The sequence below is a fragment of the Sphingomonas colocasiae genome, assembly GCF_019880585.1.
In the GTDB taxonomy this organism is placed as follows: domain Bacteria; phylum Pseudomonadota; class Alphaproteobacteria; order Sphingomonadales; family Sphingomonadaceae; genus Sphingobium_A; species Sphingobium_A colocasiae.
The window spans coordinates 100,969-125,413 of the sequence record NZ_JAINVV010000006.1 but is presented as its reverse complement, the minus strand read 5'-3'; the positions used below and the strand labels follow the sequence as shown (position 1 = coordinate 125,413).

General features: G+C 65.2%; 21 protein-coding genes. 10 read left to right on the top strand and 11 right to left on the bottom strand.

The window, feature by feature from the left end; translation table 11 throughout:
* Positions 1-7: 7 nt before the first annotated feature.
* From cydB to K7G82_RS13820, 8 genes are read right to left on the bottom strand one after another with little or no spacing between them, the layout of a single operon-like run.
* Complete coding sequence (cydB, locus tag K7G82_RS13855) at positions 8-1,006, bottom strand: cytochrome d ubiquinol oxidase subunit II (protein ID WP_222990498.1); 999 nt, start codon at positions 1,004-1,006, stop codon at positions 8-10.
* A complete protein-coding gene (locus K7G82_RS13850) occupies positions 1,003-2,397 on the bottom strand; it encodes a cytochrome ubiquinol oxidase subunit I (RefSeq protein WP_222990497.1) in 1,395 nt (464 codons plus the stop codon). Before K7G82_RS13850 ends, cydB begins: the two co-directional genes overlap by 4 nt.
* A 12-nt stretch (positions 2,398-2,409) precedes the next feature.
* Positions 2,410-3,195, bottom strand: coding sequence for a sulfite exporter TauE/SafE family protein (locus tag K7G82_RS13845; RefSeq protein ID WP_222990496.1), 786 nt, complete (start codon positions 3,193-3,195; stop codon positions 2,410-2,412).
* Between the two features lie 3 nt (positions 3,196-3,198).
* Positions 3,199-4,782: a bifunctional protein tyrosine phosphatase family protein/NAD(P)/FAD-dependent oxidoreductase gene (locus tag K7G82_RS13840; protein ID WP_222990495.1), complete on the bottom strand. Its 1,584-nt coding sequence runs from the start codon at positions 4,780-4,782 to the stop codon at positions 3,199-3,201.
* 37 nt (positions 4,783-4,819) lie between these two features.
* Positions 4,820-5,230, bottom strand: coding sequence for a DUF6691 family protein (locus tag K7G82_RS13835; RefSeq protein ID WP_222990494.1), 411 nt, complete (start codon positions 5,228-5,230; stop codon positions 4,820-4,822).
* A complete protein-coding gene (locus K7G82_RS13830; RefSeq protein ID WP_246623549.1) occupies positions 5,227-5,421 on the bottom strand; it encodes a YgaP family membrane protein in 195 nt (64 codons plus the stop codon). Before K7G82_RS13830 ends, K7G82_RS13835 begins: the two co-directional genes overlap by 4 nt.
* A gap of 28 nt (positions 5,422-5,449) precedes the next feature.
* Positions 5,450-5,899: a YeeE/YedE family protein gene (locus tag K7G82_RS13825; protein WP_222990492.1), complete on the bottom strand. Its 450-nt coding sequence runs from the start codon at positions 5,897-5,899 to the stop codon at positions 5,450-5,452.
* Positions 5,896-6,825 (bottom strand): MBL fold metallo-hydrolase, encoded by a 930-nt coding sequence (locus K7G82_RS13820; protein ID WP_222990491.1) that lies wholly within the window; start codon positions 6,823-6,825, stop codon positions 5,896-5,898. The genes K7G82_RS13825 and K7G82_RS13820 overlap by 4 nt, the downstream gene beginning before the upstream one ends.
* Before the next feature lie 75 nt (positions 6,826-6,900).
* Between K7G82_RS13820 and K7G82_RS13815 the strand changes: the two genes are divergently transcribed.
* The 4 genes from K7G82_RS13815 to K7G82_RS13800 all read left to right on the top strand — a co-directional run bounded on the left by K7G82_RS13815 (position 6,901) and on the right by K7G82_RS13800 (position 11,754).
* On the top strand, positions 6,901-7,524 hold the full coding sequence (locus tag K7G82_RS13815; protein WP_222990490.1) for a peroxiredoxin: 624 nt from the start codon (positions 6,901-6,903) through the stop codon (positions 7,522-7,524).
* Entirely contained in the window at positions 7,521-7,913 is a 393-nt protein-coding gene (locus K7G82_RS13810; protein ID WP_222990489.1) for an ArsR/SmtB family transcription factor, read from the top strand. The genes K7G82_RS13815 and K7G82_RS13810 overlap by 4 nt, the downstream gene beginning before the upstream one ends.
* A 661-nt stretch (positions 7,914-8,574) precedes the next feature.
* Positions 8,575-11,151: a porin family protein gene (locus K7G82_RS13805; RefSeq protein ID WP_222990488.1), complete on the top strand. Its 2,577-nt coding sequence runs from the start codon at positions 8,575-8,577 to the stop codon at positions 11,149-11,151.
* A 183-nt stretch (positions 11,152-11,334) separates the two neighbouring features.
* Positions 11,335-11,754: a hypothetical protein gene (locus K7G82_RS13800; protein ID WP_222990487.1), complete on the top strand. Its 420-nt coding sequence runs from the start codon at positions 11,335-11,337 to the stop codon at positions 11,752-11,754.
* A 487-nt stretch (positions 11,755-12,241) separates the two neighbouring features.
* Here the strand turns inward: K7G82_RS13800 and K7G82_RS13795 are convergent, their stop codons facing one another.
* From K7G82_RS13795 to K7G82_RS13785, 3 genes are all read right to left on the bottom strand, one after another.
* On the bottom strand, positions 12,242-13,486 hold the full coding sequence (locus tag K7G82_RS13795) for a type II toxin-antitoxin system HipA family toxin (protein ID WP_222990486.1): 1,245 nt from the start codon (positions 13,484-13,486) through the stop codon (positions 12,242-12,244).
* Complete coding sequence (locus K7G82_RS13790; protein ID WP_222990485.1) at positions 13,479-13,832, bottom strand: helix-turn-helix domain-containing protein; 354 nt, start codon at positions 13,830-13,832, stop codon at positions 13,479-13,481. Before K7G82_RS13790 ends, K7G82_RS13795 begins: the two co-directional genes overlap by 8 nt.
* 323 nt (positions 13,833-14,155) lie before the next feature.
* Positions 14,156-14,416, bottom strand: coding sequence for a hypothetical protein (locus K7G82_RS13785; RefSeq protein WP_222990484.1), 261 nt, complete (start codon positions 14,414-14,416; stop codon positions 14,156-14,158).
* A gap of 103 nt (positions 14,417-14,519) precedes the next feature.
* On the opposite strand from K7G82_RS13785, the gene K7G82_RS13780 reads away from it, so the two are divergent.
* The 6 genes from K7G82_RS13780 (at position 14,520) to K7G82_RS13755 (ending at position 24,417) form a co-directional block, all read left to right on the top strand.
* Complete coding sequence (locus tag K7G82_RS13780; RefSeq protein WP_246623548.1) at positions 14,520-15,512, top strand: helix-turn-helix transcriptional regulator; 993 nt, start codon at positions 14,520-14,522, stop codon at positions 15,510-15,512.
* 283 nt (positions 15,513-15,795) lie between these two features.
* Positions 15,796-16,923: a metallophosphoesterase family protein gene (locus tag K7G82_RS13775; RefSeq protein WP_222990483.1), complete on the top strand. Its 1,128-nt coding sequence runs from the start codon at positions 15,796-15,798 to the stop codon at positions 16,921-16,923.
* The gene (locus K7G82_RS13770; RefSeq protein WP_222990482.1) at positions 16,920-19,550 is read left to right on the top strand and encodes an AAA family ATPase; all 2,631 of its coding nucleotides are present in this window, start codon (positions 16,920-16,922) and stop codon (positions 19,548-19,550) included. The genes K7G82_RS13775 and K7G82_RS13770 overlap by 4 nt, the downstream gene beginning before the upstream one ends.
* 631 nt (positions 19,551-20,181) lie before the next feature.
* Entirely contained in the window at positions 20,182-20,700 is a 519-nt protein-coding gene (locus K7G82_RS13765) for a hypothetical protein (protein WP_222990481.1), read from the top strand.
* Entirely contained in the window at positions 20,697-23,771 is a 3,075-nt protein-coding gene (locus tag K7G82_RS13760; RefSeq protein ID WP_222990480.1) for an N-6 DNA methylase, read from the top strand. The genes K7G82_RS13765 and K7G82_RS13760 overlap by 4 nt, the downstream gene beginning before the upstream one ends.
* Positions 23,752-24,417, top strand: coding sequence for a hypothetical protein (locus tag K7G82_RS13755; RefSeq protein WP_222990479.1), 666 nt, complete (start codon positions 23,752-23,754; stop codon positions 24,415-24,417). Before K7G82_RS13760 ends, K7G82_RS13755 begins: the two co-directional genes overlap by 20 nt.
* Positions 24,418-24,445: the final 28 nt, after the last annotated feature.

Sequence of the window (24,445 nt, the reverse complement as noted above, 5' to 3'; positions counted from 1 at the left end):
AGCGGCATCAATGATACCCCTCGATGCCAACCTTGCCCCGGAAAACCCAATAGGACCAAGCTGTATACACCAGGATCACGGGCAACATGATCGAGGCTCCAACCAGCATGAACAGCTGGCTGCGTACAGGCGCTGCCGCTTCCCAGATCGTTACCCGCGCCGGAACAACGTCCGGCCAGATCGAGATGCCAAGACCGATCAAGCACAGCCCGAAAAGCGCGAGTGCACAGAAGAATGGCTGCGCGTCGCGTTTCAATCGGAGACTGCGATAGAAGAGGAATGTCACGATGAGAGTAGCGAGCGGCACCTGAGCCGTCGCGACCACGCCCGGGAAGCTCAGCCAACGCTGATAATATTGCGTCTCGAGGCGTAGCGTCGCGAGACTGATGACGCCGATCATGATGAGCAGGCCGATACCGAGGCGCCCGGCATAGGTCACCGCTTGCCGCTGCAATCCATCTTCGGTTTTCCAGTTCAGCCAGCAGGCCCCGAGCAGAGCATAGCCGATCAGCAGGCCAACCCCGGTCAGCAGGCTGAATGGCGACAACCATTCCCACCAGCCCCCGGCATAGGCACGTTCATCGACGGTAATACCTTGCAAAAGCGCGCCGAGCGCGATGCCTTGCGCGAAGGTCGCGATAACCGAGCCGGTGGTAAAGGCCTTGTCCCAGAAAGCCCGATGCGCCGGGTCCCGCCAACGGAACTCGAATGCCACACCGCGGAACACGAGCCCCAGCAGCATCGCGATCATCGGCGCGTAAAGCGCCGGCAGGATGATGGCATAGGCCAATGGAAATGCGGCAAACAGGCCGCCAACGCCCATCACCAGCCAGGTTTCGTTTCCGTCCCAGACGGGCGCGATGCTGTTCATCGCTGTGTCGCGGTTCTGCCCGACCTTGAAGAAGGGAAACAGGATGCCGATGCCGAGGTCGAAGCCGTCCATCACGACATAGGCGATGATGGCGAAGCCGATGATACAGGCCCAGATGACGGTGAGGTCGATCATGCCGAAGCTCCCTCGATGATGGCCGGTGCCGGCGTGATCCCGGCGCTGCGAATGGGCGCATCGCCTGGCGGGGTCTCATGCGCTTCAGGCGGCTTCTTCATGAGATGAAGCAGATACCAGATGCCCATGCCGAAGACGGTGAAATAGACGACCACGAAGGCCAGCAGCGATGAGGCGACCGCAGGGGCATCGAGCGGCGAAGCGCTCTGAGTAGTCCTCAGCAGCCCATAGATCGTGAAGGGTTGTCGCCCGACTTCCGTCACGATCCAGCCGGCGAGGACGGCAATCAGTCCCGACGGGCCCATGAGCACGGCGAAGCGATGCAAAAGCGGCCAGTCGTAGAGCGCTTTGCGCCAGCGCGCGATCATGCTCAGGAGACCGATCCCGAACATCGCGAACCCGATGCCGACCATCACGCGGAACGCCCAGAAGACAATACCGACGGGCGGACGATCAGCTTGCGGTACCGTATCGAGACCCTTCAGGGGCGCATCGAGTTCGTGCTTCAGGATCAGCGACGACGCCTTGGGTATCTCGACGGCATAATCCACCCGCTGCTCAGTGCTGTTGGGAATGCCGAACAGGATCAAAGGCGCACCGTTCGGATGGCTCTGAAAATGGCCTTCCATCGCCATCACCTTCACTGGCTGATACTCGAGCGTGTTGAGCCCGTGCATGTCGCCTGCGAAAATCTGGATGGGCGCGAGGATCGCAGCCATCCACATCGCCATGGAGAACATCTTGCGCGCGCCGGGATTGCTGCGGTCCTTGAGAAGATGCCAGGCACCCACCGCGCCGACGATAAAGGCGGTCGTCAGATAGGCGGCAAGGACTGTATGAAAGAGCCGATAGGGGAAGCTGGGATTGAAGATGATGGTCAGCCAGCTTGGCCCTGGCAGGAACTGGCCGTTGGCGCCGACCTCATAGCCGACAGGCGTCTGCATCCAGCTGTTGACGGACAGGATCCAGAACGCGGAGATGAAAGTTCCGAGCGCGACCGCTAGCGTCGCGACGAAGTGCAGCTTGCGGCCGACCTTGTTGATCCCGAACAGCATGACGCCGAGGAACCCGGCCTCCAGGAAGAAGGCGGTCAGCACCTCATAGGCCATCAGCGGGCCGATGACCGGCCCCGCCTTGTCGGAGAACACCGACCAGTTTGTGCCGAACTGATAAGACATGACAATGCCCGAGACGACGCCCATCGCGAACACGACGGCGAAGATCTTCAGCCAGTAGCGAAACAGGTTGGCATAGACGCCCTTGCCGGTCTTCAGCCACAAGGCTTCGAGCACCGCCAGATAGCTCGCCAGCCCGATCGAAAAGGCCGGGAAGAGGAAGTGAAAGCTCACCGTGAAGGCGAATTGCGCCCTTGCGAGAATGATGGCGTCCATGAATATCCCCGTTCAGCTGGCGAGTTCGGACCAGCTCTTGAAGAGCATGTAGATGGCGACGACGAGCACGAATACCGCGAACAGGCTGTTCAACCGGCCCTTTTCAGCGGCCAGCACCTGCGATGCACGCGTGCCGATCACGCTTCCAACAATGCCGCCCACGATGAACACGCCGGCCAGGCCCCAAAGGACATAGCCCGAAAGCGCGTAGTTGAGCGCCGTCGTCAGGCCGAAGGCCGCGACCGCGACAAGCGAGGTGCCGATTGCGCGTAAGATGGGCATGTGGGTCGAGGCGATCAGGCCCGGCACGATGAGGAAGCCGCCACCGATCCCGAAGAAGCCGGAAAAGGCGCCGGTGCCGAGACCATATCCGACGACCTTTCCGACATTCTCCCTATTGCACTGGGCGCCTTCGACGCCCTGGTCGCCGCGCCCGCGAAACATCAGCACCGCCACGACGATCATCAGGATCGCGAACAGGAAGAGCAGCTTGTGCCCATCGATGCTCTTGCCGAGCGTCGAGCCGGTGAGCGCACCGACGACGCCGGCGGCGGCATAGATGCCCCCGCATCGCCAGTTCACGGTGCGGGCGTGGGCATGATTCCAGAGACCGGCGAGTGCATTGGCCGCGACTGCCAGTGCGCTGGTGCCGATCGCCTCATGCGGATTGCGAACACCCACGAGGTAGAGCAGCAGCGGCACGGCGAGGATCGATCCGCCGCCTCCGACGAGCCCGAGGACAAAGCCCACGAGTGCGCCTGAAAGTCCGCCGAGAGCATATTGCAGCGGCTCGAGCATGGCTCAGTGCGCCGCCTCTATCGCGTGCGGAGCCACCATCCATTCCCGGCCCTTGAGCATGCCGTGCCAGTAAACCGGCGGCAGGATCGTGTCCTTGAGCAGCCAGGACAGGCGCGAGGGCCGCGTTCCGTCGATCAGCCAGTTGGGAAAGCTGGGCAGCAATTTGCCGCCATAGCCGAACTCGGCGAGGACGATCTTGCCGGCCTCGACGGTCAGTGGGCAGGAGCCATAGCCGTCATAGTCCGCAACCGGAGGCTTACCCTCCAACGCGGCAAGGACATTGACCGCGACGACCGGCGCCTGCTTGCGTGCAGCAGCGGCGGTCTTGGCATTTGAGGCCGAGCAAGCGTCGCCCAATGCAAAGACATTGGGATAGCGCACATGTTGAAGCGTCGCCTCGTTGACCTCGATAAATCCGGAGGCCGCCGCGAGCGGGCTGGTGCGCACGAAATCGGGCGCGACCTGGGGTGGCACGACGTGGATCATGTCAAAGCGCTCTTCGACGCGCCGCGTGCCCTCGCCATCCTTGCGCTCGAACGTCGCCACCTTCGCCGCGCCGTCGATCGCCACGAGCTTTGATTCGAAGTTGAGGTGCGCGCCGTAGCGCTCGACATATTCCATCAGTGCCGGGACATAGGCGGCAACGCCGAACAGCACCGCGCCAGCGGTGTGGAACTGGACGTCGATGTCTTTCAGGACGCCCGCCTTTTCCCAGCGATGACAGGAGAGATACATCGCTTTCTGCGGCGCGCCCGCACATTTGATCGGCATCGCGGGCTGGGTGAACAGGGCCCGGCCACCCTTGAATTCCTTCACCAGTCGATTGGTGTAGGGCGCAAAATCATAGCCATAGTTGGAGGTCACGCCGTTCTTGCCGATCGTCTCGGCGAGGCCCGGTATCGCGTGCCAATCCAGTTTGATGCCGGGACAGGCAACGAGGATCCGGTAGCGGACTTCGTTGCCGTCACTGAGGATCACCTTGTTTTGGTCGGGGGCGAAGCCCGAAGCCACGGCGCGGATCCAGGTCACTTGCCTTGGCATCACCTGCGCTTCGGCGCGGCGCGTGAATTCCCTGTCGAAGACGCCTGCGCCCACCATCGTCCAACCGGGCTGGTAATAGTGCACGGCGGACGGTTCGATGACGGCGATGTCGAGCTTCGAATTACGCTTCAGCAGGCTGGCAGCCGTCGCGATCCCGGCCGCACCGCCACCGACGATCACGACATCGTGAACACGGGCGCCCGGTGCCGAGTGGTTTCGGGATGCAACGAACTCATACAATTTCGTTGATCGTGCGCCGGAACGGCAAAAGGCCAGAACCGGCTGAGGGAGGTGCGCAAGCGCATCCGCCATGGCCTCGACATTCGCATCGGTGATCGCCCCGGAGACTGCGGGGATATAAGCAAAGCTTAGGCCCAGTCGTTCGGCAGATTCACGAAGCGCCTCAGCTGCGATCTGGCCCGGTTCCTCATCATCGGGTCGATTGCAGATGATCGCCTTGTAGCCGTGCGCGGCGATCGCGGGAATGTCCGCAAGATCGATCTGCGGGGAGACTGCGAAATCCCGGTTGAGCGGCTTGATGTCCATGGCTTCTCCTCGCTCCCGCTCTGATGCGGGCCTTTGTTCATCCTCTAGTGATGCGGTGCGCGGTCATGCCGGCGAGCATGGCGACCACGAAAATTCCAGCCTCGGATGGCGCGATGGCAAGGTCGGCAAGTGCGGGACCGGGACATAGTCCGCCGATGCCCCACCCGATGCCGAACAGGATCGCGCCCAGGAGCAGTTTTGCATCGAGCAAGCCGGTGCCGGGTAAGTCGAAGGCCTCGCAGGCGATCGGCCTGGGCATCCGCTGCTGGACCAGCCAGGCGATTGTCATAGGCATCAACGCACCCGCCATCACGAAAGCAAGCATAGGGTCCCACGCCCCGAACAGATCGAGGAAGGCGCGCACTCGCGCCGGATCAGCCATGCCGGACACGGCAAGTCCCGCTCCGAACAGGAGACCGGCAAGCAACGAGATGGCGGGGGCTTTCACTTGCCGTGGCCGCAGGTCGAGAGACCGAGCGGGCGGTACAGCGGACAGAAGCTGATCGCGCTCGTCAGAAGGAAGACAACCGCAAGGATCACCAAGGCGACACCGAGGGCCCCGCTAATCGTTCCGGTCCACCAAAGATAAGCTAGCACCAGCGCCGCGATCGTGCGCAGCACCCGATCGACCGTTCCCATATTCCTTTTCATGCCCCGTGGCCCCCAACTATCCGTTGATGAAACCGAAAGCGCGCATCAGTCCGACTGTGGCGAAGCCGCTGGTCATGAAGGTCAAGGTGGCGACCATCGACCGGCGCGAAAACCGGGAGAGACCGCAGACCCCGTGACCGCTCGTGCAACCTGAACCGAGCCGCGTGCCGAAACCAACAAGCAGTCCGGCAATGACGAGTTGCGGTATCGATCCTGTGAATCGCGGCTCGACCCCGCTGGAAGCCAGCGTGGCGAGCAATGCTCCCAGGGGCAGCCCGATAACGAAGGCGAGCGCTATCACGCGTGGCGCGCCCGTATCAGCAATTCCCGACGCACGGGCGAGCATGCCGCTGACGCCGGCAATGCGACCAAGGCCGAGCAGCATGATTGCGGCGGCAAGACCGATCAGCAGGCCGCCTGCCAGACCCGCAGCGGGCATGGCGTCAGGAAAGCCGGGCAGCATCATACCGCGTTGACCGGAATCTTGAGGTAAGTGACGCCATTGTCCTCGGCCGGTGGCAGGTGCCCCGCGCGCATGTTCACCTGGACTGACGGCAGGATCAGGCGCGGCATCGCGAGCGTCTTGTCGCGGGCTTCGCGCATCGCGACAAATTCGTCTTCGCTTATCCCCTCATGGATATGGACGTTTGCCTTGCCCTCGGCCTCTACGGTCGTTTCCCAGGCATAGTCCTTTCGCCCTTCCGGCAGATAATCGTGACACATGAACAGCCGGGTTTCCGGCGGTAGCGACAAAAGCCGCATCGCAGATTGATAGAGGGTTCGGGCATCGCCGCCGGGAAAATCAGCGCGCGCCGTGCCATAGTCGGGCATGAACATGGTATCGCCGACAAAGACGGCGTCGCCGATCACATAGGCGATGCAAGCTGGCGTGTGACCCGGCACATGCAACACGGTGACATCGAGATTGCCGATGCGGAAACGATCGCCATCCTTCCATAGATGGTCGAAGTCCGAGCCGTCGCGCTCGAAATCGGTGCCGGCATTGAACAGCTTGCCGAATGTCTCCTGCACGGTGACGATATGTTCGCCGATCGCGATCTTCCCGCCGAGCTTGTGCTGCAGATAGGGTGCGGCCGAGAGGTGATCGGCGTGGGCGTGGGTCTCCAGATGCCAGTCGATCGATAGCGCCTTCTCCCCGACATAGGCGAGCACCGCGTCTGCCGAGGAGAAGGACGTGCGACCCGAAGCCGGATCATAATCCAGCACGCTATCGACGATCGCGGCGCGAAGGCTCTCCGGATCATGAACGACATAGGTCACCGTGAAGGTCGGCTCGTCGAAGAAAGCCTTGATCTTGGGAATGCCGGCCTGGGCGGCAGAGATTTGCGACGAGGCGGCTGCCAGAGGGGAGTCGATCACGGAAAACCTCATAAATTCATATTTACACATATCGTGTAATTGAATAATATTGTTGCGTCAAGCGGCGGGAGTGTCGAAGGAAGCGCCATGGAAGCCATTCAAAAGATCGATCGAGGCTCACCGCGCATCGGAGAGATCGCGCCGGATTTCCGCGCCCGCTCGACGGGAGGCGAAATCCAGCTTTCCAAGCTGCGCGGACGGTGGGTGATCTTCTTTTCCCATCCTGCGGATTTCACGCCTGTGTGCAGCACAGAATTCGCCGAACTCGCCCGGCGCCAAGCGGAGTTCGATGCACTCGAAACCTCGCTATTGGGGCTGTCGGTCGATAGTCTTTATTCGCACCTGGCGTGGATCAGGGCGATCCGTGAGACGCTGGGCGCCGATGTCCGGTTTCCCATAATAGAGGATCCGAGCATGGCGATCGGGCGCGCCTATGGCATGATCGACGAGCGATCTGCCGATAGCATGGCGATGCGCTCGACATTCTTCATCGACCCTGAAGGCGTTATCAAAGCGATCACCTGCTATCCTTACAATGTGGGGCGCTCGGTTGATGAAATGCTGCGGATGCTCAAGGCGTTGCAGGCCGTTGATGGTGGTGAGGTGCTGGCGCCTGAAGGCTGGCGGGAGGGAAAACCGCTGCTGAGCCCCCTGTCTGACACCGCTGAAAATCACCAGGACTGGTTTTGCCGCTTCGTGGGTGCGGGATGAAGGCGGCATTCTACGAGGACCGCAACGCCGCGACCGTAGCGTCGGAAAAGCTCAAGGTCTTTGCGCAACCCCAGCGCCTCATGATTCTGTCCTGCCTGTTGCGCGGTGAGCGCAATGTGTCGGAGATTGGTGAAGCAACTGAGATCGCTCAGCCGGCGCTCAGCCAGCAGCTAGGCGAATTGCGCCGCGCCAATCTCGTTCAAACGCGCAAGGAAGCCAAACTGGTCTGGTATGCCCTTGCAGACGAGGGCGTCGCTTTATGTGTCCGAACCATGGAAGCGATTTTTGGAGGCTTGGGCAAAGTCGAAGATCTGCACACACATTCAAAGCCGACAAAGAGGCCGTCATCCCCAAAGGGTGTTGCCGGCTTCGCTCAAATCATCGATTGAAATTTTCGGCCGCAAACTCTCAGCCTCTGAATTGGTAAGGGTCGCACTGGAATTTGCTTCAGGAGCGAAGGGGTAATCGAATCGGCACCGCCTTGCGGCGTAATGAGAATATGGCGTACATCGTGCCAATCGACGTACCGATTGGGCCAGGGCGGTCTTGCCCCAGCGGAGTGGCAGGTTTTGGTGTAGGCGGACATGCTCGTTGTCGAACCGAAACGGTGCATACTGGTCGGGAGCCGACCTCGCCGTAACGTGGTTTGTAATGTGGTTGTCCTGCGTTGCCTGCCCGACACACGCCGTTTCTTCGCGGCCTAATTCTGGCCGCTTTTTTGCAATCAACCGCACGGCTCTTGCAACTATCGCAAGTCATTTGTGCATGTGGGCTCGAGCAAGCGGACCGTAAGGCTGGCCGTGTGAGCCGGTTTGGAGGGCCGCCGCTGACTAATGGCGTAGCGCGGGGCTAAGATTCCGCGCCCCTTTTTCCGCGAATTTTCGCGCTTTTGGATGCCGACGGCTGAGTTTGGCGGATGGGGCACTGCGCCATTCGCCATCTCGTTCGTCATGACCATGTGTCCGGTGTCGCGGGCATGTGTCGGGAGAGCGTGTCATGGCGGGATTGGAGCGGAGCGGAAGGTGCGGCTCGGGGCTGTTCGGAGCCGGGATGGTCAATATCGCCGGCGTCGTTCTCGCCCCTCAATCGGCGATCGCGCAGGCGTCGCCGCCGCCCGTGCCCGATCCCGTTCCCGCCGCGTCCGCGCCGGCCGCGCCCGCCGAGGATCCCGGCGAGATCGTGGTGACCGCGCCTTCGGCCTGGGGCAGCTCGGGCATCGCCGCGCAACTCGAGATCAGTTCGGACGAGATACTGAGCCATGGCGCCTCGACCATCGACGAACTGCTGGGCTCGCTCAGTCCTCGCATCGGCGAGGACGCTCCACCGATCGTGCTGGTCAATGGCCAGCGCACGGGGCAGGGCGGCGGGGTCGGCGGCTATCCGCCCGAGGCGGTCGCCAGGATCGAGGTGCTTCCGCCCGAGGCGGCGGTGCGGTTCGGTTATCCCGCCGGGCAGCGCGTCGTAAATGTCGTGCTGAAGCGCAGCTTCGCCGCGGTCACCGTGGAAGGCGGCGCGCGCGTCGCAACCCGTGGCGGAACCTCGACGATCGATACGCGTGTCCAGCGCCTCAGGATCGCCGGACATATGCGCACCAGCCTCGATCTGGGCTATAGCCGGACGAGCGCCCTGAGCGAAGCGGAGCGGCGCGTCTCGCCGCTTGCCGGGCAATTCTCGACGCAGGGCGATATCGCGGGGATGTTGCCGGGCGGCGAGATCGATCCCGCATTGAGTGCCGCCGCGGGCATCGTCGTCACGGTCGCGGGCGTACCTGCCGGCGCACAGGCGAATGCGCCGGTGCTTGCGGACTTCCTGCCTTTCGCCAATCGGCCCAATCCCGTCGTCGTCGGCGATGCCCGCACGCTCACGGCGGCCAGCGAAGCGTTGACCCTCGGCATCGGCCTGACGCGACCGCTTGGCGGTTTCATCGCCTCTTTGAACGCGGGCGGCCAGCTTGGCCGTTCGCGCAGCCTGCTTGGCCTCGCCCAGGCGGAATGGATCCTGCCCGCCGGAAGTCCCTGGTCGCCCTTCGCCGCCGATACCAACCTCCGGCGTGCCGTCGGAGCGCCGCTGGCCAGCCGCAACGAGAGCCGCGGCGCCAATCTCGCGCTCGCGCTCGCCGGGCAGGCCGGCAAGGCCCAGCTGTTCCTGACCGCGAACGTCGCCTGGAACGGAAACGAGAACAGGGTCGAGCGCGGCCGCGACTGGAGCGCCGTCCAGGCCGCCATCGCAGCGGGCGCCAATCCCTATGGCGCGCCGGCCGGCCTGCCCGATGCGCCGGCGCTCGCGGATATCAGCACCGGTGAAACCACGTCATTCTCGCTTCAGGCGCAGGCGGCGGCACCGATCGCCAGCCTTCCCGCCGGCCCCGTCAGCACCAGCCTGTCGCTGGGTGCGGAACATGCGCGGGGGACAACGCGGTACGGCGACGGGCCGGACCAGGATATCGGCCAGGACAGCGGCACCGCGCAGCTCGCGCTCAGCCTGCCGCTTGCAAGCAGCCGCGGTTTCCTGAAGCCGCTCGGCGACCTCGGACTCAATCTCACCGCCGGCGGTTTTGTCGGGACCGGCGGGCCGCCGCGCACCAGGCTCGGTTCCGAGGTGGCATGGTCGCCCATGTCCGGGGTCCAGTTCAATCTGCGCTATTCGCTCGAACGCGCTGCGCCGACGCTCCAGCAATTGACCGCGCCCCTGATCGTGACGCCTGGCGTACGGGTCTTCGATCCCGTTCGCGGGGAGGTCGTGGAGGTCGAGCAGGTGACCGGCGGCAACCCTGACCTCGTTCCCACCAGCCGAACCAGTCTTGCAGCAGGCGCGGTGTTGCGGCCGGCGGCGCTCTCCGGCCTGATGCTGCGGATCGATTATCGCCGCGACCTGGGCGAGGGGATCGTGGGGGCGCTGCCGGGGTTTTCCGCGGACGTGGAGGCGGCGTTTCCCGAGCGTTTCCTGCGCGATCCCGACGGGCGCCTCGTGCAGGTCGATGCGCGGCCGATCTCCATCATGGCGAGCGTCACGCAAAGCCTGCGCACCGGGATCAGCTGGGCAAAGGCGCTGGGCAGGACCGGAAAGGCCGAGGCGGGCGACGAGCCGCCGGGACCCAGAAGGCCGGGTGGTGGAAGTTTCGTCGAGCCGGGCGAGCCACTGGGCGGCGGCCATCAGACCCGTGTCCAGCTATCGCTCGGCCATGTCTGGCAGTTGACCGATCGGGTGCGCTGGCAGGACGGTCTGGCCCCCCTCGACCGGCTAGCCGGCTATGGCGGCTCGGTATCGCCCAGGCATCGTATCGATGCCCAGGGGACGTTGGGCCGGGCAGGCGCCGGCGTGTCGGTCAATGCGAGCTGGCAGGCGCCGGCCTGGCGGCGCAGCGCCGTGGCCGATGCGCTGGGCGACCTGCGCTATGCCGCCAGGACGCGGGTCGATCTCCGCCTGTTCGGCGATCTCGGGCGGCTCGGGGTCGGCACGGGCGAGGGCTGGATCAAGGGGCTGCGTCTCAGCCTCGATGCCGACAATCTGTTCGACAGCCGGATGAGGGTGACCGACACGGCGGGTGCGACGCCACGGGGATTCCTGCCCGACGATCTCGAGCCGCTTGGCCGGACCGTCCGGGTATCGCTTCGCAAGCTGATCTGAAGTGCGCGCTGGCGTCCCCTTCGACGGGTGCGCGCTTCGGACGCGGCGTGGTCCGGGGCCGCATCGCCAGGCGGTGCCGGGCCACGCCGCCACGCGGCCTATCGGGCGACATGGTGCGGATCGGGCGGGCCGGGTCGTTTTCCTGATGAGGGCGCGGGGTGCGGCAAGCGCGGGGGAGGCGAAATGGCCATGAATGTCCTGTTGTCGTTCATCGCGTTCTTCCGGCGGGGAACACGCGGCTTTCGCCTGCTGGAGGAAACCATTCTCCTGGAGGCGGCGATCCGGCTCGGCTATCGGCGCGGCGGCAAGCTGCGCGAGCGGATCGCCTGGATCAACCTGGTCCAGCGCCTCGAGGGCGGGCGCGAGGTCAACGCCTATGCGATGAAGAGGGGCAGGCCGCGCTTCGATCCGGCGCTTCGTCTCACCGACGTCAATGGCGAGATCGCCATGGCGACCTTCTCATTCCGCAGCATCTCGGGGGCGCCTTTCAAGGGGACGGTCTGGCTGGTCGACGGCCAGTTCGTCTCCATCGAGTTCGACAAGGCGACCGACCGGATCCTGGACGAGGAGCCGGTGGCATTGAGGGTTTCGCTCTGGGTCTGAAGCTGTCGGGATCCTCCTTTCGGCATCGCCTGCACCCCGCAGCGACGGTGCGCGGAAATCGAGACGGGGCTCGCAAGCGACGAACCCGCGCCAATTGTCGGCGGCATGCCCGCGCTCGACGGGGCCGGGCGGCGATCCCGTCTAGGGCTTTCGGCGGATGGCCCAGACAAGTGTCGCGAGACTGCCGAGGAGGGTCGCGAATGCGACAATGAGCGTCGAGTCGAAATAGATCATGGCGAATGCTCCTTTCGCCATTTTTGTACCACTCCTGTTCTCATGTAGGACATCTGGATTCGACGAACTGAGTCGGTGTCGGTTCGCGGTTATGCGGCAATGTAAGCCGCGATCGCTCCTTGCCGGATAGAGCCTGCGGGAGGCGCCGACAGTCTGCATTGTGCCTTGACGGTCCACCATGGCTGGCGACCTCTCCGCCGGACATCAGGTGCGCGGCCCGCCTTCCAGCTCGCCAGGCTGAACCACCCCAGGCTCATAGCGCCAGCGCCTTGGCCAGATCGTCATGCTCGAACGCGCTGGCCATACGCTTGACTTCGGCAGGGCTCGCGCCCGTTCGCTCGGCAGCCGTGCGCCAGCGCTGCGTTACACGGGCGACCTGCCTGACGATTTCGATCGCATGGGCTGGCTTCAGGCCAAAATATTCCGCCACCGACAGTGCCAGGCCGAGGTCGCAGGTCGCGTCGTCAAGCGAGATATTGGTCGAGAGAATGCGTGCCTTCACATCGACCGGTACAGGATTGAGATCATATGCCGGCGAAAGCACCCAGCCGGCCTGATCCCGCCAGAGGAAGCCGTGATTGCGGCCATGATCGTCGACATTGGAGATCAGGATGTTGAAAATCATGCGCCGATAGAGTTCGGCCGCGTCGGCGGCGGCCTTGGCGCCGCTGCGTGTCAGCACATCGACCAGTTCGGGATAGCTCGCGCGCTCTCCGTCCTTCAGCCCCATCATCGACAGAGCGGAGAGGAAGGGAATGCGCCGCTCGCCGTCGCGATCGAACCGGCGCGAGATCAGGACCGGCTTGCCGGCCACCTTGTGCAGCGCATGATCGGCAACAGTGATGCCCGCCTGACGCGCGAGATCGAGCGCGACCCCTTCCCACAGCTCGATGCGATAATCGTCGGTTTCCTTGGCGAACTTGGCGATCGACAGTGCGCCGTGCTGATCGAGCACCGAGGCCTTGGGGCGGGCACCGCCGAGCGATGAGCCCGGCGCGAAGATCAGACCCAGATCCTCTTCGCTTTCCTCGTCGCGTTCGATCCGTTCGGTCACGGCGAGAAGCTTGCCGAGATCGACCAGGCCGGGAACGCCCGCGCCGTCTTCTGCAAGAAATACGACCGCACCCGCCCGACGGAAGCGCAGGGCGCCGAGGCGAGCGCGGTCGGAAACGCCGAGCAGATAATCGAGTTCTGACAGCGTGCGCGGCGTCCGTGCCTCGCGCTCGGCGCTGCGACGTTCGGCGCGCTGCATCAGCCGGCGGCCCCAGGTGTCGGGTGCCGAATCGCCGATCGAGCCGAACGGACCGGCGGTGGGTGCGAAGGCGCCACGGCCAAGCTGCAGTGCGGGTTCGAGCGAGAAAGCGGAGTCGTCGTCGAGCCAATCGGGATGATATTCGAAGACGACGGGGGCGCGGTCGCCGCCGCGTTCGGGCGCATAGAGCGTCCCGACACGCAGCGTTGTCTCGCCGAGTGCGATATGGACTTCGACGTCAGCCATCACGGTCAGGGCGACCACCGTCCGAGCGCGGTTTGCGCCGCTTGATCCGCGCGCGCTCGGGAAGGGCTTCCGCCGAAAGTCGCTGGCCGATTGGGTCATTGGCCGGATCGGCGAGCACACCAAGGCCTTCGAGCAGTCCCATCGCCTGGAGGACGGCGGCGTAAATGCCGATGCTGACGCCGGGATCGCCGGCCTCGATGCGGCGAAGCGTCGGGCGCGTTGTAAAAGCGCGACTGGCGACGACATCTGCGGGCAAGTTGCGCCGCAGCCGGGCGTCGCGCAGGTCTGACCCCAGCCTGACAAGCGCCCGGCGAACCGCGATCGATGGAAGGTGAGGACTGGGCATTGGAAACATCGCTTTCCGTTATCCCTGATTTATGTAACGCGATGTTTCCATTATGGCAAGATTGCGACAGACTCGCGCGCCGCTGCCATCGCCGGGGGGCGCAGCATACGCCACGAAGCGGAGCCAGTTACGCATCCGCGCTGTCGGGCGGGATAGCCGCACATCGATCGGAGCAACGGCATCACGCTGACCGCGACCGGTTCGTCGTTCACCTTCACGGTGGCTGACCGAACGGTCGTCATGTTCGCCATGGACGCCGTGCGCCCGTCACCCCGCGCGGCCGCCAGGGTGGATGCTGCCTGCCCGCGTCCCCGCCAACCGGTTCAGGCCGCGAGCAGCTCGGTCGCGGGCGAGGCGTTGGTGGCCGAGGTCTCGAAGAAGAGCACATCGTCCTCGCTGAGGCGGATGAGCTGTTTCGGGCGGACCGCGAAGCGCTCGCCGGCGCGCACCAGCCAGAGCTGGCTGTCGGCGGGACGATCCGCTCTCGCCAGCAGCGAGGCCGTGTCGATCACGTCGGCGTCGATGCCGAGAAGCTGTCCGTCGACATCGACGATATGGCGCAGTCCGATATCCGAGAAACCCATGTCCTGATCTCCTGCTTTCGATGAATCCTGTTTTGCATGGCTGGACGTCAAAACCTGTCACCCCCATGATCGCCGGGTACGAAATGGTCTGGCGGGGTGATTCATGGCGTTCTCCAAGGCACAGGAACTGCTGAAGCTCGCGATGATGGCGACGGGCCGCCGCGGAGTGACGCTCGACGACATCGTGGAGGAGTTCGCCTGTTCGGAACGGACGGCGCAACGCATGACGCTCGCGCTCCAGTCCGCCTTTCCCCAGACCGAGCACATGATCGGCGAGGACAGGCGCGCGCGCTGGACGATCCCCGCGCGGGCGATCGCCCCGCTTCTCACCCCGTCGTCGGACGAGCTGGTCGCGCTCGCCGAGGCGATCTCGCAGCTCGACCGTGCCGGCATGGCGCAGGAAGCCGCGCAGGCCCGCAATCTCGAGCGCAAGGTCCGCGCGCTCATTCCGCCAGAGCAGGGCACCAGGCTCGCGGTCGACAAGGAGGCGGTGCTCGAGGCGCTCGGCCATGCCGCGCGACCCGGGCCGCGACCTGCCGCGGGGGAGGACGTGGTCGAGGCGATCTACGAGGCGCTGAAGGGGCCGAATCTGCTCAGGATCATGTACCGCACGCGCGAGGAGGATGAGCCGCGCGAGCGGATCGTCGCGCCGCACGGGCTGCTCCTCGGCGTCCGGCGCTATCTGGTGGCGCGCGACACCGCCAAGGGAGCGAAGGCCAGTCTTCAGCATTACCGCGTCGAGGAGATCCAGGACGCCGAATGCCTCGAGGGTTCGTTCGAAATCGATCCCGGCTTCAATCTCAGGCGCCATGCGGAAAAGGGTTTCGGTTCCTATGTGAGTGCGCAGGAGTTCGGCGAGGTGATCTGGCGTTTCCGGCCGGACGCCGCGGCGCATGCGCGGCGCTATGTCTTCCATCCGACCCAGACGACGCAGGAGGCGGAGGACGGGTCGTTGATCGTGCGCTTCCACGCGTCCGGCCATCTCGAAATGACCTGGCATCTCTATTCCTGGGGCGATGCCGTCGAGGTCGTTGCGCCCCAGGCGCTGCGCGAGCTGGTTCATGATTATCGTCGGGCCTTTCCGGCGCTTCCCTGATTCGGTTGCGGATGCGTCGTCTTCAGCTTTCAGCTTTCAGCCCGCAGCCCGCAGCCCTCAGCGCGCGACGGCGCACGGGCGCTCGGGCGCCAGGTCCGCACGGATATCGTTCGTCATCCCGATCGGATCCGGCCGGATATGGACCGGCGGGGATATTGTCCGGCGGCGCGGGCAGGTGCGAGCGGGCGGCGCGCGGGGGTCGCTGCCGCAAGCGGGTGATGGGCGACAGACTCTGTCACCCAGCGCTGCGAGGCTGTAGGGCGAAGACGAAGGGAGTGATGACATGGCGGCGCTCAGGATTCTGCATTCGGCCGACTGGCAGCTCGGCAAGCCGTTCGGGCGGTTTCCGGCCGATGTGCGTGCCGCATTGTCGGAAGCGCGGCTCGACGCGATCGACCGGCTCGGCAGCGTCGCGTCATCGACGGGGGCGAGCCATGTGGTTGTCGCCGGCGATGTCTTCGACAATGTGGAGCCCGGCGACCGGATCGTGGCCCAGGCGCTTTCGCGCATGGAAAGGGCGCCCGTCACCTGGTGGCTGATGCCCGGCAATCACGATCATGCCCGCGCCGGCGGATTGTGGGGCAGGGTGCGCAGCCGGGCGCCGTCGAATGTCCGGATCGTCGATACCGCCGAGCCGGTCGAGATGGAGGAGGGTGCCTGGCTGCTGCCCGCGCCCCTGGAGCACCGCAAGACCGTCGCCGATCCGACGGCCGCGATGGCCGATATGGCGACCCCGCCCGGCGCGTTGCGGATCGGCCTCGCGCACGGCTCGATCACCGAGTTCGGCGCATCGGGCGACGCCGCGAACCTCATTCCGCCCGATCGTGCGAGGACGGCCGGTCTCGATTATCTGGCGCTTGGCGACTGGCACGGTTTCCTCAAGGTCGGCGACCGCACCGCCTATAGCGGCACCCCTGAAACCGACCGGTTCGGACGCGACGAGCCGGGAGGCTGCATCGTCGCGGGGTTGCGCTCGGGCGAGCTTCCGTCGCTCGAGCGTATCGAGACGGGACGCTATCGCTGGCTGTCGCGGCGCTGGAGCGTCGCGAACCCCGACGAGCTGGAGCGCGAGCTCGCCATGCTGCGCGGGGAAGGGCGCCTGCCCGACATGCTCCTGTCGCTCGGCCTTTCGGGCGTCGCCAGTCTCGCCGACCGCGTCGCCATCCTCGCGATGCTCGATGACCGCCTGGCGCACGAGCTGCGGCATCTCGATCTCGACGCGGACGGCCTCGGCGTCCGGCCGACGGACGACGATATCGCACTCATCGACGTGCAGGGTGCGCTGGCACGTGCAACCGAGACGTTGCGCTTGCGCGTGGAGACCGGCGGCGCGGACGCGGGGATCGCGGCCTCCGCGCTCGAGCGCCTCTATGTCGAGGCGATGCGCTTCGAGGCGGGGGCGGTGCGATGATCCTGAGATCGATCGCGCTTTCGAATTTCCGCAAGTTCCGCGAACCGCTGCGCATCGAGGGGTTCACCGACGGGCTCAACATCGTCATCGAGCCCAACGAGACCGGAAAGTCGACCATCCTCGAGGCGTTGCGCGCCGCCTTCTTCGTCCGTTATTCGGCGAAGACCGAACTGGTGCGCTCCTATGTGCCGCTCGGCGACGATGTCGCGCCCCGCGTCGCGATCGCGTTCGATGTGAAGGGGCAGGGCTGGACGCTCGAGAAGCAGTTCCTCAAGTCCGCCTTCGTCCGGCTCGAGGGCGGCGGCGGCCGCCGCGAGAGCGATGCGGCGGAGGAAACGCTCCAGCAGCTGCTCGGCTTCGAGCGCGGCAACAGCCGCGGGACCGACGAGGAGACGCGCGGGCCGCTCGGCATGCTGTGGGTCGAGCAGATGGGCGCGCTCGAGGTGAAGGGCCCCAATCGCATCGTGCGCGACAGCATTCGCGGCGTGCTCGAGGCCGAGGTCGGCGCGGTCACCGGCGGACGCCGCTTCGATGCGATCCGGGCCGGCGTCGAGACCGCCTATTCCGCCTTGCGCACGCCGGCGACGGGCAAGTCGCGCGGCGACCTCCTCGCCGCCGAAGCAAGAGCGAGCGCCGCGGCGGCGGCGCGCCAGGCGGCGGAGACCGGGTTTCGGGACTATGAGCACGCGCTTGCCGAACTGGACGGCGTCAAGGCGCGGCTGAGGCTCCTCGAGCGCGACCTGGTGGATCCGGAGACTGTGGAGACGCGCAAGGCGCTCGAGGCGGACCAGAAGGTTGCCGAAAGCGCGGTTCTCCGCGCGACGGCGGCGGAGGCGCAGTTCGGGCGCGCCGAGGAGGTCGCGCGTACCGCCTCGTCGCGGATCGAAAGGTTGGCGGCGGCGGAAACGCGCGCGGTGGCCGCGTCCGCGCTTCTGCAGGAGAAGAGCGTCGCGGAAGCGGCCGCCAGGGCCGCCTCGGACGGTGCCGGGGACGAGGAGAAGCGCCTGCGCGCCTGCCTCGACGACGCCCGGTCGATGCGCGAAGCGCGCGAGACGGCGCTTGGGCAGGCACGCGAGCGTGCGCGCGCCCATGCCGTGGCGGCGGCTGCGCGGCGCGCGGTCGATGCGCGCAGGGCGCTTGCCGATCTCGAGGCGCGAGAGCGGCTGCTGGTCGAGGAAGCCGCCGGCGCCATCCCCGAGCGGGACCTCGGCGATCTCGCGAAGCTCGAGCGCGCGGCGATCGAGGCGCGCGCGCGGTTCGAGGCGGGCGCGGTCCGGGTCGAGGTCGCGGTCGGCGACGGCGTGCCGCTGCGGATCGATGGCGTGGAGAGCGACGTCGCATGGCTGGACATTCTCGCCGCGACGAAGATCGAGCTTGGCGATGCGGGCAGCGTCACCATCCGTCCGCCCCGGGGGGCGGGGCGTTCGATCGAGGCCGATCTTGCGACCGCGAGCGAGGCGCTCGCCGCCGCGTTGCGGTCATTGGGCCTCGACTCGCATTCCGCGGGCGTCGCGCGGAACGAACGGGCCGCGGCCGCCGCGCGCGAGCTGACGGCGCTGCGTTCGCAGATGGCGGCCGCCTGTCCGGGCGATGCGACGATCGCCTTGGCGCCGGGTGCCGACGCGCTGCGCGCCTTTGTGGCGGAGCTCGGGGCGGGCATGGCGGATGCGCTGCCCCCGGCGGACGATCTGGATGCGCTGGAGGCCGGGCTGGGCGAGGCGAGGCTTGCCGAGGCGGACGCCGCGGGACGGCATGACGACAGCCGGATTGCGCTTTCGAAGGCGGAGACGGTGCTCGCCAGGACGCAGGCGGAGCTGGGATCGGCGCTTCGCGAGGATGTGGCGGCGCGGGAGGACCTCCGCAATGTCCTCGAGGGCGGCGATCGCGGAGCGCTGGAGGGTGCGCTCGCCGAGGCAAGGCGCGAGCGGGCCCAGAAGCTCGAGGCTCTGGAAGACGCGCGCGAAGGCTCAAGGGCGTTCGATGTCGACGCCATTCGCCGGCGTATCGAGAATCTCGATCGCGCGGCGAGGCGTGCGGGCGAGGAACGGCTCGAGCTGACCGCGAGGATCGCGTCGCTGGAATCGACGATCGCGCGCGAAGGGACGACGGGTCCCGCCGGCGTCCTCGCCGAGGCGCGCGAGGAAGAGGATGCCGCCATCGCCGCGGTCGACAAGCTGCGGCGCGAGGCGGACGTGCTCGAGATGCTCCGCAGCGTGCTCCTGGATGCCGCGAACGAAGCGTCGCGGACTTTCATGGGGCCCGTCACGCGGCGCGCGGGCCATTATGTCGAGCGCCTGCTCCCGGGCTCCGGCCTGTCGTTCGACGAGGCGCTCGGGCTTTCCGGGGTCGCGAGGGCGGGGATGGAGGAGGCCTGTGCGGATCTCAGCCGCGGCACCCAGGAGCAGCTCGCGATCCTGACGCGCCTCGCATTCGCTGACCTGCTGCTCGAGGACGGGGCGCCGGTATCGCTGATCCTCGACGATCCGCTCGTCTATTCCGACGACACGCGTCTGGAGACGATGACGGATATCCTCAAGGATGCCTCCAGCCGCATGCAGGTGATCCTGCTCACTTGCCGGTCCAAGGCGTTCCGGCATGTGGACGCGAACCGGATGATGCTGAAGTGAGGGGGTGGAGCTGCGCGGGCGTTGCATGGGCGGGGCCGGTGGTTCAGTCGACGCCAGGCTCGTCGCAGGCACCCGGGCGATGAGGGCCCACGTGTCGATGCATTCGTTTTGGAATGCATGGCGGCATTCTTGCCTTATGAGGTGAACCTGCTTCGAGGCTCGCATGGGCCATCGGTCGGTACCGCCCCTGGTTCGGTTGTTCGGACCCGATGGCCCCGATCTCGAAAGCAGCCAATTCGCTGAGCGATCGCGGAGCTGTCGCTATTGGGGACATTCCCGACGTTCGCACGGGAGATGTTGAACGGCAGCTTTTGTCAGGGGCCGACGTTCAGCGTTTGTCCGGGCGGCGTCGCGTTACGACTGAAGTTGGGCCGGTAGCGGCCTGTCGGCTTTCAGCGCCAAAAAGCGGGAAGCGGACCTGCGCCGAACGCGACGTCGAGCAGAGGAAACGCAGTTGAGTTCCCGATGCCCAGGAGGCTCCCGCGGCCAAAACCACAAGCGATTGAGGTGCGGGCCTGCGCCGGCCGCATCACGACGCCGGCCCTCGTACCTTTTTTGTTGCCCAAAACTTCGAGTCTGATACCCAAACCTCGGGAAGTTGGGGGGTGATGACCCAACTTTGGGGATGATGATGAAGCTCGTGCCGAAACGCCTAGCGTTACAGCTGACCGGCCTGACGCCGGCCAAGCTGCGGGAATGGACGAGCCGGCGCGCCCTCATCCCGGCAGATCAGCCTGCCCGCAAACAGGGGTCTTCGGCTCAATTCAGCTGGCAGACCATCCTTGTCCTGCGCATGGCGGTCATCCTGAAGGACAAGTTTCGCCTCGAACTTCAAGCCCACCGACATCTGTTTGCCGGACTTCGTCGTGCCCTCAAATCGCGCTCATTCATCGCGCTGTGGGGTCAGGCACTGGTCCTGCGGAGTCCTAACGACTGGTCATTTGTCGATGTGGGCCATGCCGACAGGTCACGGGACGATGCGATCATCGTCCATCTCGACCCGCATCTCGAGATCCTAGCAGTGGGGTTCGCGCTGCCACGCCCTGCCGAGGCGGCCGGTCAATTCGATCTGTTTCCCGCGCTTCCCGTCGCTGCGTCGCCCGCGAAAGCCCCAATGGTCGCGGTTGAGACGCGAAGGCGATCGGCATGACGAGCGCGGCATTCAAGTCTGCGCTCGAAGCGACGGGCTATTTCAACAGCGAAGGCCGCCCTGCGCCCGGGATGACGGTCGCAGGGAGCGACGTCCCGCCACGCCTGCGTGCCGTCATCGCTGACGACCGCGTCGGCCTGAACGCCGATGCGGTATTCTCAGCCCAGGGCGCACCGGCCAACATCTTCAAGGATGCGGGCGAGGCGCCGCCGACCCCCGCCGATCTACGTGGTTGGTACGAGGCGGCATGGAACGTCGGCGTAGCGCCGCTACTCTGGATTGTGACGCCCACCGATGTCCGGCTATACGATTGCTACGCTGCGCCCGACGCATCGCCTGAAGAATTGGACCCGCCCGAACTCGATCGCTTCGATCTCGGCTCGCCCGAGCGCTTGCGCGCGCTGGACGCAGCGTGCGGCCGATTGACGACCGAGACCGGCGCGTTCTGGGCCAGCAATGTCGGCGCACGCATCGATCGCAGGCACCGCGTCGATCGCGAGCTCTTGGCTGAGATCAGCGCGCTCGAAGATCGCCTTGTGGCCTTGACGCCCGCCGACGCCTCGCCTCGCGCACAGGCGCTCGCCCGCGACATCGCCCAGCGATTTGTCGGGCGCTGCATCTTCACCTGGTATCTGCTCGACCGAGGCTTGGCTCAGCCCTTCCTGCCAAGCAATCTGTCCTCCGACCTGAGCGACATGTTCGCCACACCGGAGAGCACCCTTGGCCTGTTCCAATGGCTACGCGCGACCTTCAACGGCGATCTGTTCCCCATGGACGATCCCGGCGCGGAACGTGAGCATCTGACGGCAGCGCATCTGGAACCGATCCGCGACTTCATCGAGGGCCGCAGCCTGATCCCCGATCGCAAGGGGCAGGGCCGATTGTTTCGATTCCGATTCAATGCCATTCCGATCGACCTCATCAGCTCGATTTACCAGCAATTTGCCCGATCGAGCGCACTCGACGAAGCCAACGCCCAGAGCCTCCACTACACGCCGGTCGAACTGGTTCACCTGACTCTCGATCCGGTCTTCGAACAATTCCCCGCCGGCGGCACGGTTATCGATCCGGCTTGCGGCTCGGGCGCGTTCCTGGTCGAGGCCTTCCGGCGACTGGTATGGCGCGCGAGCGAAGGCGGCCCGGCGTCGCGCAATACCGTCAGGCAAGTGCTCTACGGGCAGTTGTTCGGAATAGACATCAACCGGTCGGCGCTCGGCATTGCCGCTTTCAGCCTGTATCTCGCCGCGCTCGAACTCGACGAAGATCCGATCAACGATCTCGCCGACCTTAAATTCGATCGACTGATCGGGCGCACGCTGTTCGAGGCGAATTCTCTCGGCGCGCTTCCGGATAAGATCAGCTCGACCACCTTCTCGGCTGTGGTCGGCAATCCTCCCTGGACGTTCGTCAGCCAGACCGTGCCGGTCGCAAAGCCGTCGACGCAGCAGGACAATACGCCTCGGCCGCGCCGAAGCCCTGATTGGGCGTTTCTGACCCTAGCCGCCCGCCTTGCCGGTGAGACCGGGCGGGTTGGCATGGTCATGAAGGCCACGCCATTCTTCTCGAAGGATCGCCAAGCAGTTGCCGCGCGAAGCGACTTGCTGAAGCGCATGGCGCCGACGGCGTTGATCAACCTGTCCTATCTTCGCCGGGAAAAGCTGTTTCCCGACGCGGTCGGGCCGGCCCTGCTGTTTCTGGCGCGCTGTGCCCTGTCGACCGCCGAGGATAGGCTTCTGGTCGGGTCGATCCCGTGGACACCGGACTTCCGTCGGACCGGCGTCTTTCATGTTGGGCCAAGCGAAATTCGTTCGATCCCGTTGGATCGCGTTTTGTCTGTCCCGCCGTTCCTGAAGGCAGCGACGTTCGGATCCGTACGCGACGGATGGCTGATCGATCGTCTCGAGCGCGAATTTCCTACCTTGGGAGAGGCACTCGACCGGATCGGCCTTCATGCTCGCACGCATCGCGGACAGGGGTTCAAGGTCAACGGCAAGGGGCAGACCAAGAGCCCCGCAGACTATTTCGACCTGAAGGTCGTAACGCCGGATAATTTCACGCCCTTCTGGCTGCGCAGCTCACTCGACGCTTTCGAACACGAAACCCTCCACCGCACCCGCTCCCGCGCAATATTCAAGGGGCCATTGCTTCTATGCTCCAAGGTTGGCTCTGAAGTCGCAGCGCAGCGTGGTCGCTATAGTTGTGCGGTTGCGGACGTGGACCGACTGTACACCGAGAGCTTTTTCGGCATTTCTTTCGCGGAAGCAGATACCCGCTTCGCCTATCTGCTCTCCGGCATCCTCAATTCGTCCCTGACCTCGTTTCAGTGCGCTTTGGGTGGTCCGACATGGGGGCTGGAGCGCCCGACTGTCCAACCGCACGATCTGCTTTCGCTACGCGTTCCTCACTTCGACGCGGTCGACAACGCTCAAATCACAGCCGTCATCGATGCCGAGCGGGCTGCGGCGCGTAGCCCGGGCGACTCCGAGATTTTGAAGGCGCTCGATCGCGCCGTGTTCGACCTGTACGAACTCGAACCGGAGGAAGCGGTCCTCGCGTCCGAAGCCGTCGATAAGGCACGGTACCTCATTTTTGAGAACCGTGTTGAACGGGCCGGATTCGTGCTGTCTGCCGGTGACGCCGACATGCGAAACTACGCGGGCCAGGTCGTCGCCACCGTGAACGCCTATCTACGTGCCCGGGGAGAGCGGCATCTTGAGGCGCATGTCTATGATGAAAAGCTGATCGCACCGGACTGCGATCGACTTATCCCCGGGGTCACCGCAGTACGCCTGAACATGGCACCGGGCGCCCCCGGTACAACGCCGGTCGTGCGCGACGGCGACCGGAACGATCTGGCTGGTCTCGCCCGCTTACTCCGCGGCCGGTTCGACGCGGACGTCCCGCCTTATCTCAACGAGCGTCGGCAACTGCGCATCTACAGCGACGATGCCCTGTTCATTCTGAAGCCTTCTGAACGGCGATATTGGACTCGCACGATCGGGCTCAACGATGCCGACGTGATATTAGCCGACCATTGGCTGCGGAGGCGCGATGGCGCTCCTCGGGCCTGATCAACCCTATGGCAACCCGGCGTTCGCGCTATCCTCGGACGAAGTCGACACTGTCCTCGACCTCGTATGCCGCGGTGTCGACGAAGCGCGGCAGCACGTCACGCCGGGTATGCTCGAGGTGCCGACGACGATCGTCGTTCGAAAAGCGATACGGCGCGTCAAACGCGCGCTCGGGATCACCAATCTGCAGGTTCGCGGCGAGCATGAAGTCGACAACATGGCGACTAACGATCCGGCGATTCTCGGCCGTATCGATATTACCCTGCAGTTCTCCCACCAGTTCGGCAATGAAGACGCCTTCGTCGCAATCGAGTGCAAGCGCGTCGACGCAGCCAAACCTAGCCTTAGCGCCAGTTATGTGACTCAAGGCGTTGAGCGCTTTGCTAGCGGCCAATACGCCAATGGTCATGATTGGGGATTCATGCTCGGCTATGTGCTGACCTTGCCGGTCGGCGGCATCGTAACAACGATCGACCAGCGCATTCAAAATGCCTATGGCAAGGAAGCCGTCCTCGTGCCCAGCGCCTCGCATCCCATGGCTCTCGCAGTGTTGGAGAACGCGCTGGCCCAGACCCCGGACCACACCATTCGCCTGCGCCACATCTTTGTCGACATGGTCGCTGCCGCGCCCCTCACTGCCCCTTAGCCTCCCGAGGCCGGCGATTGTGATGCTT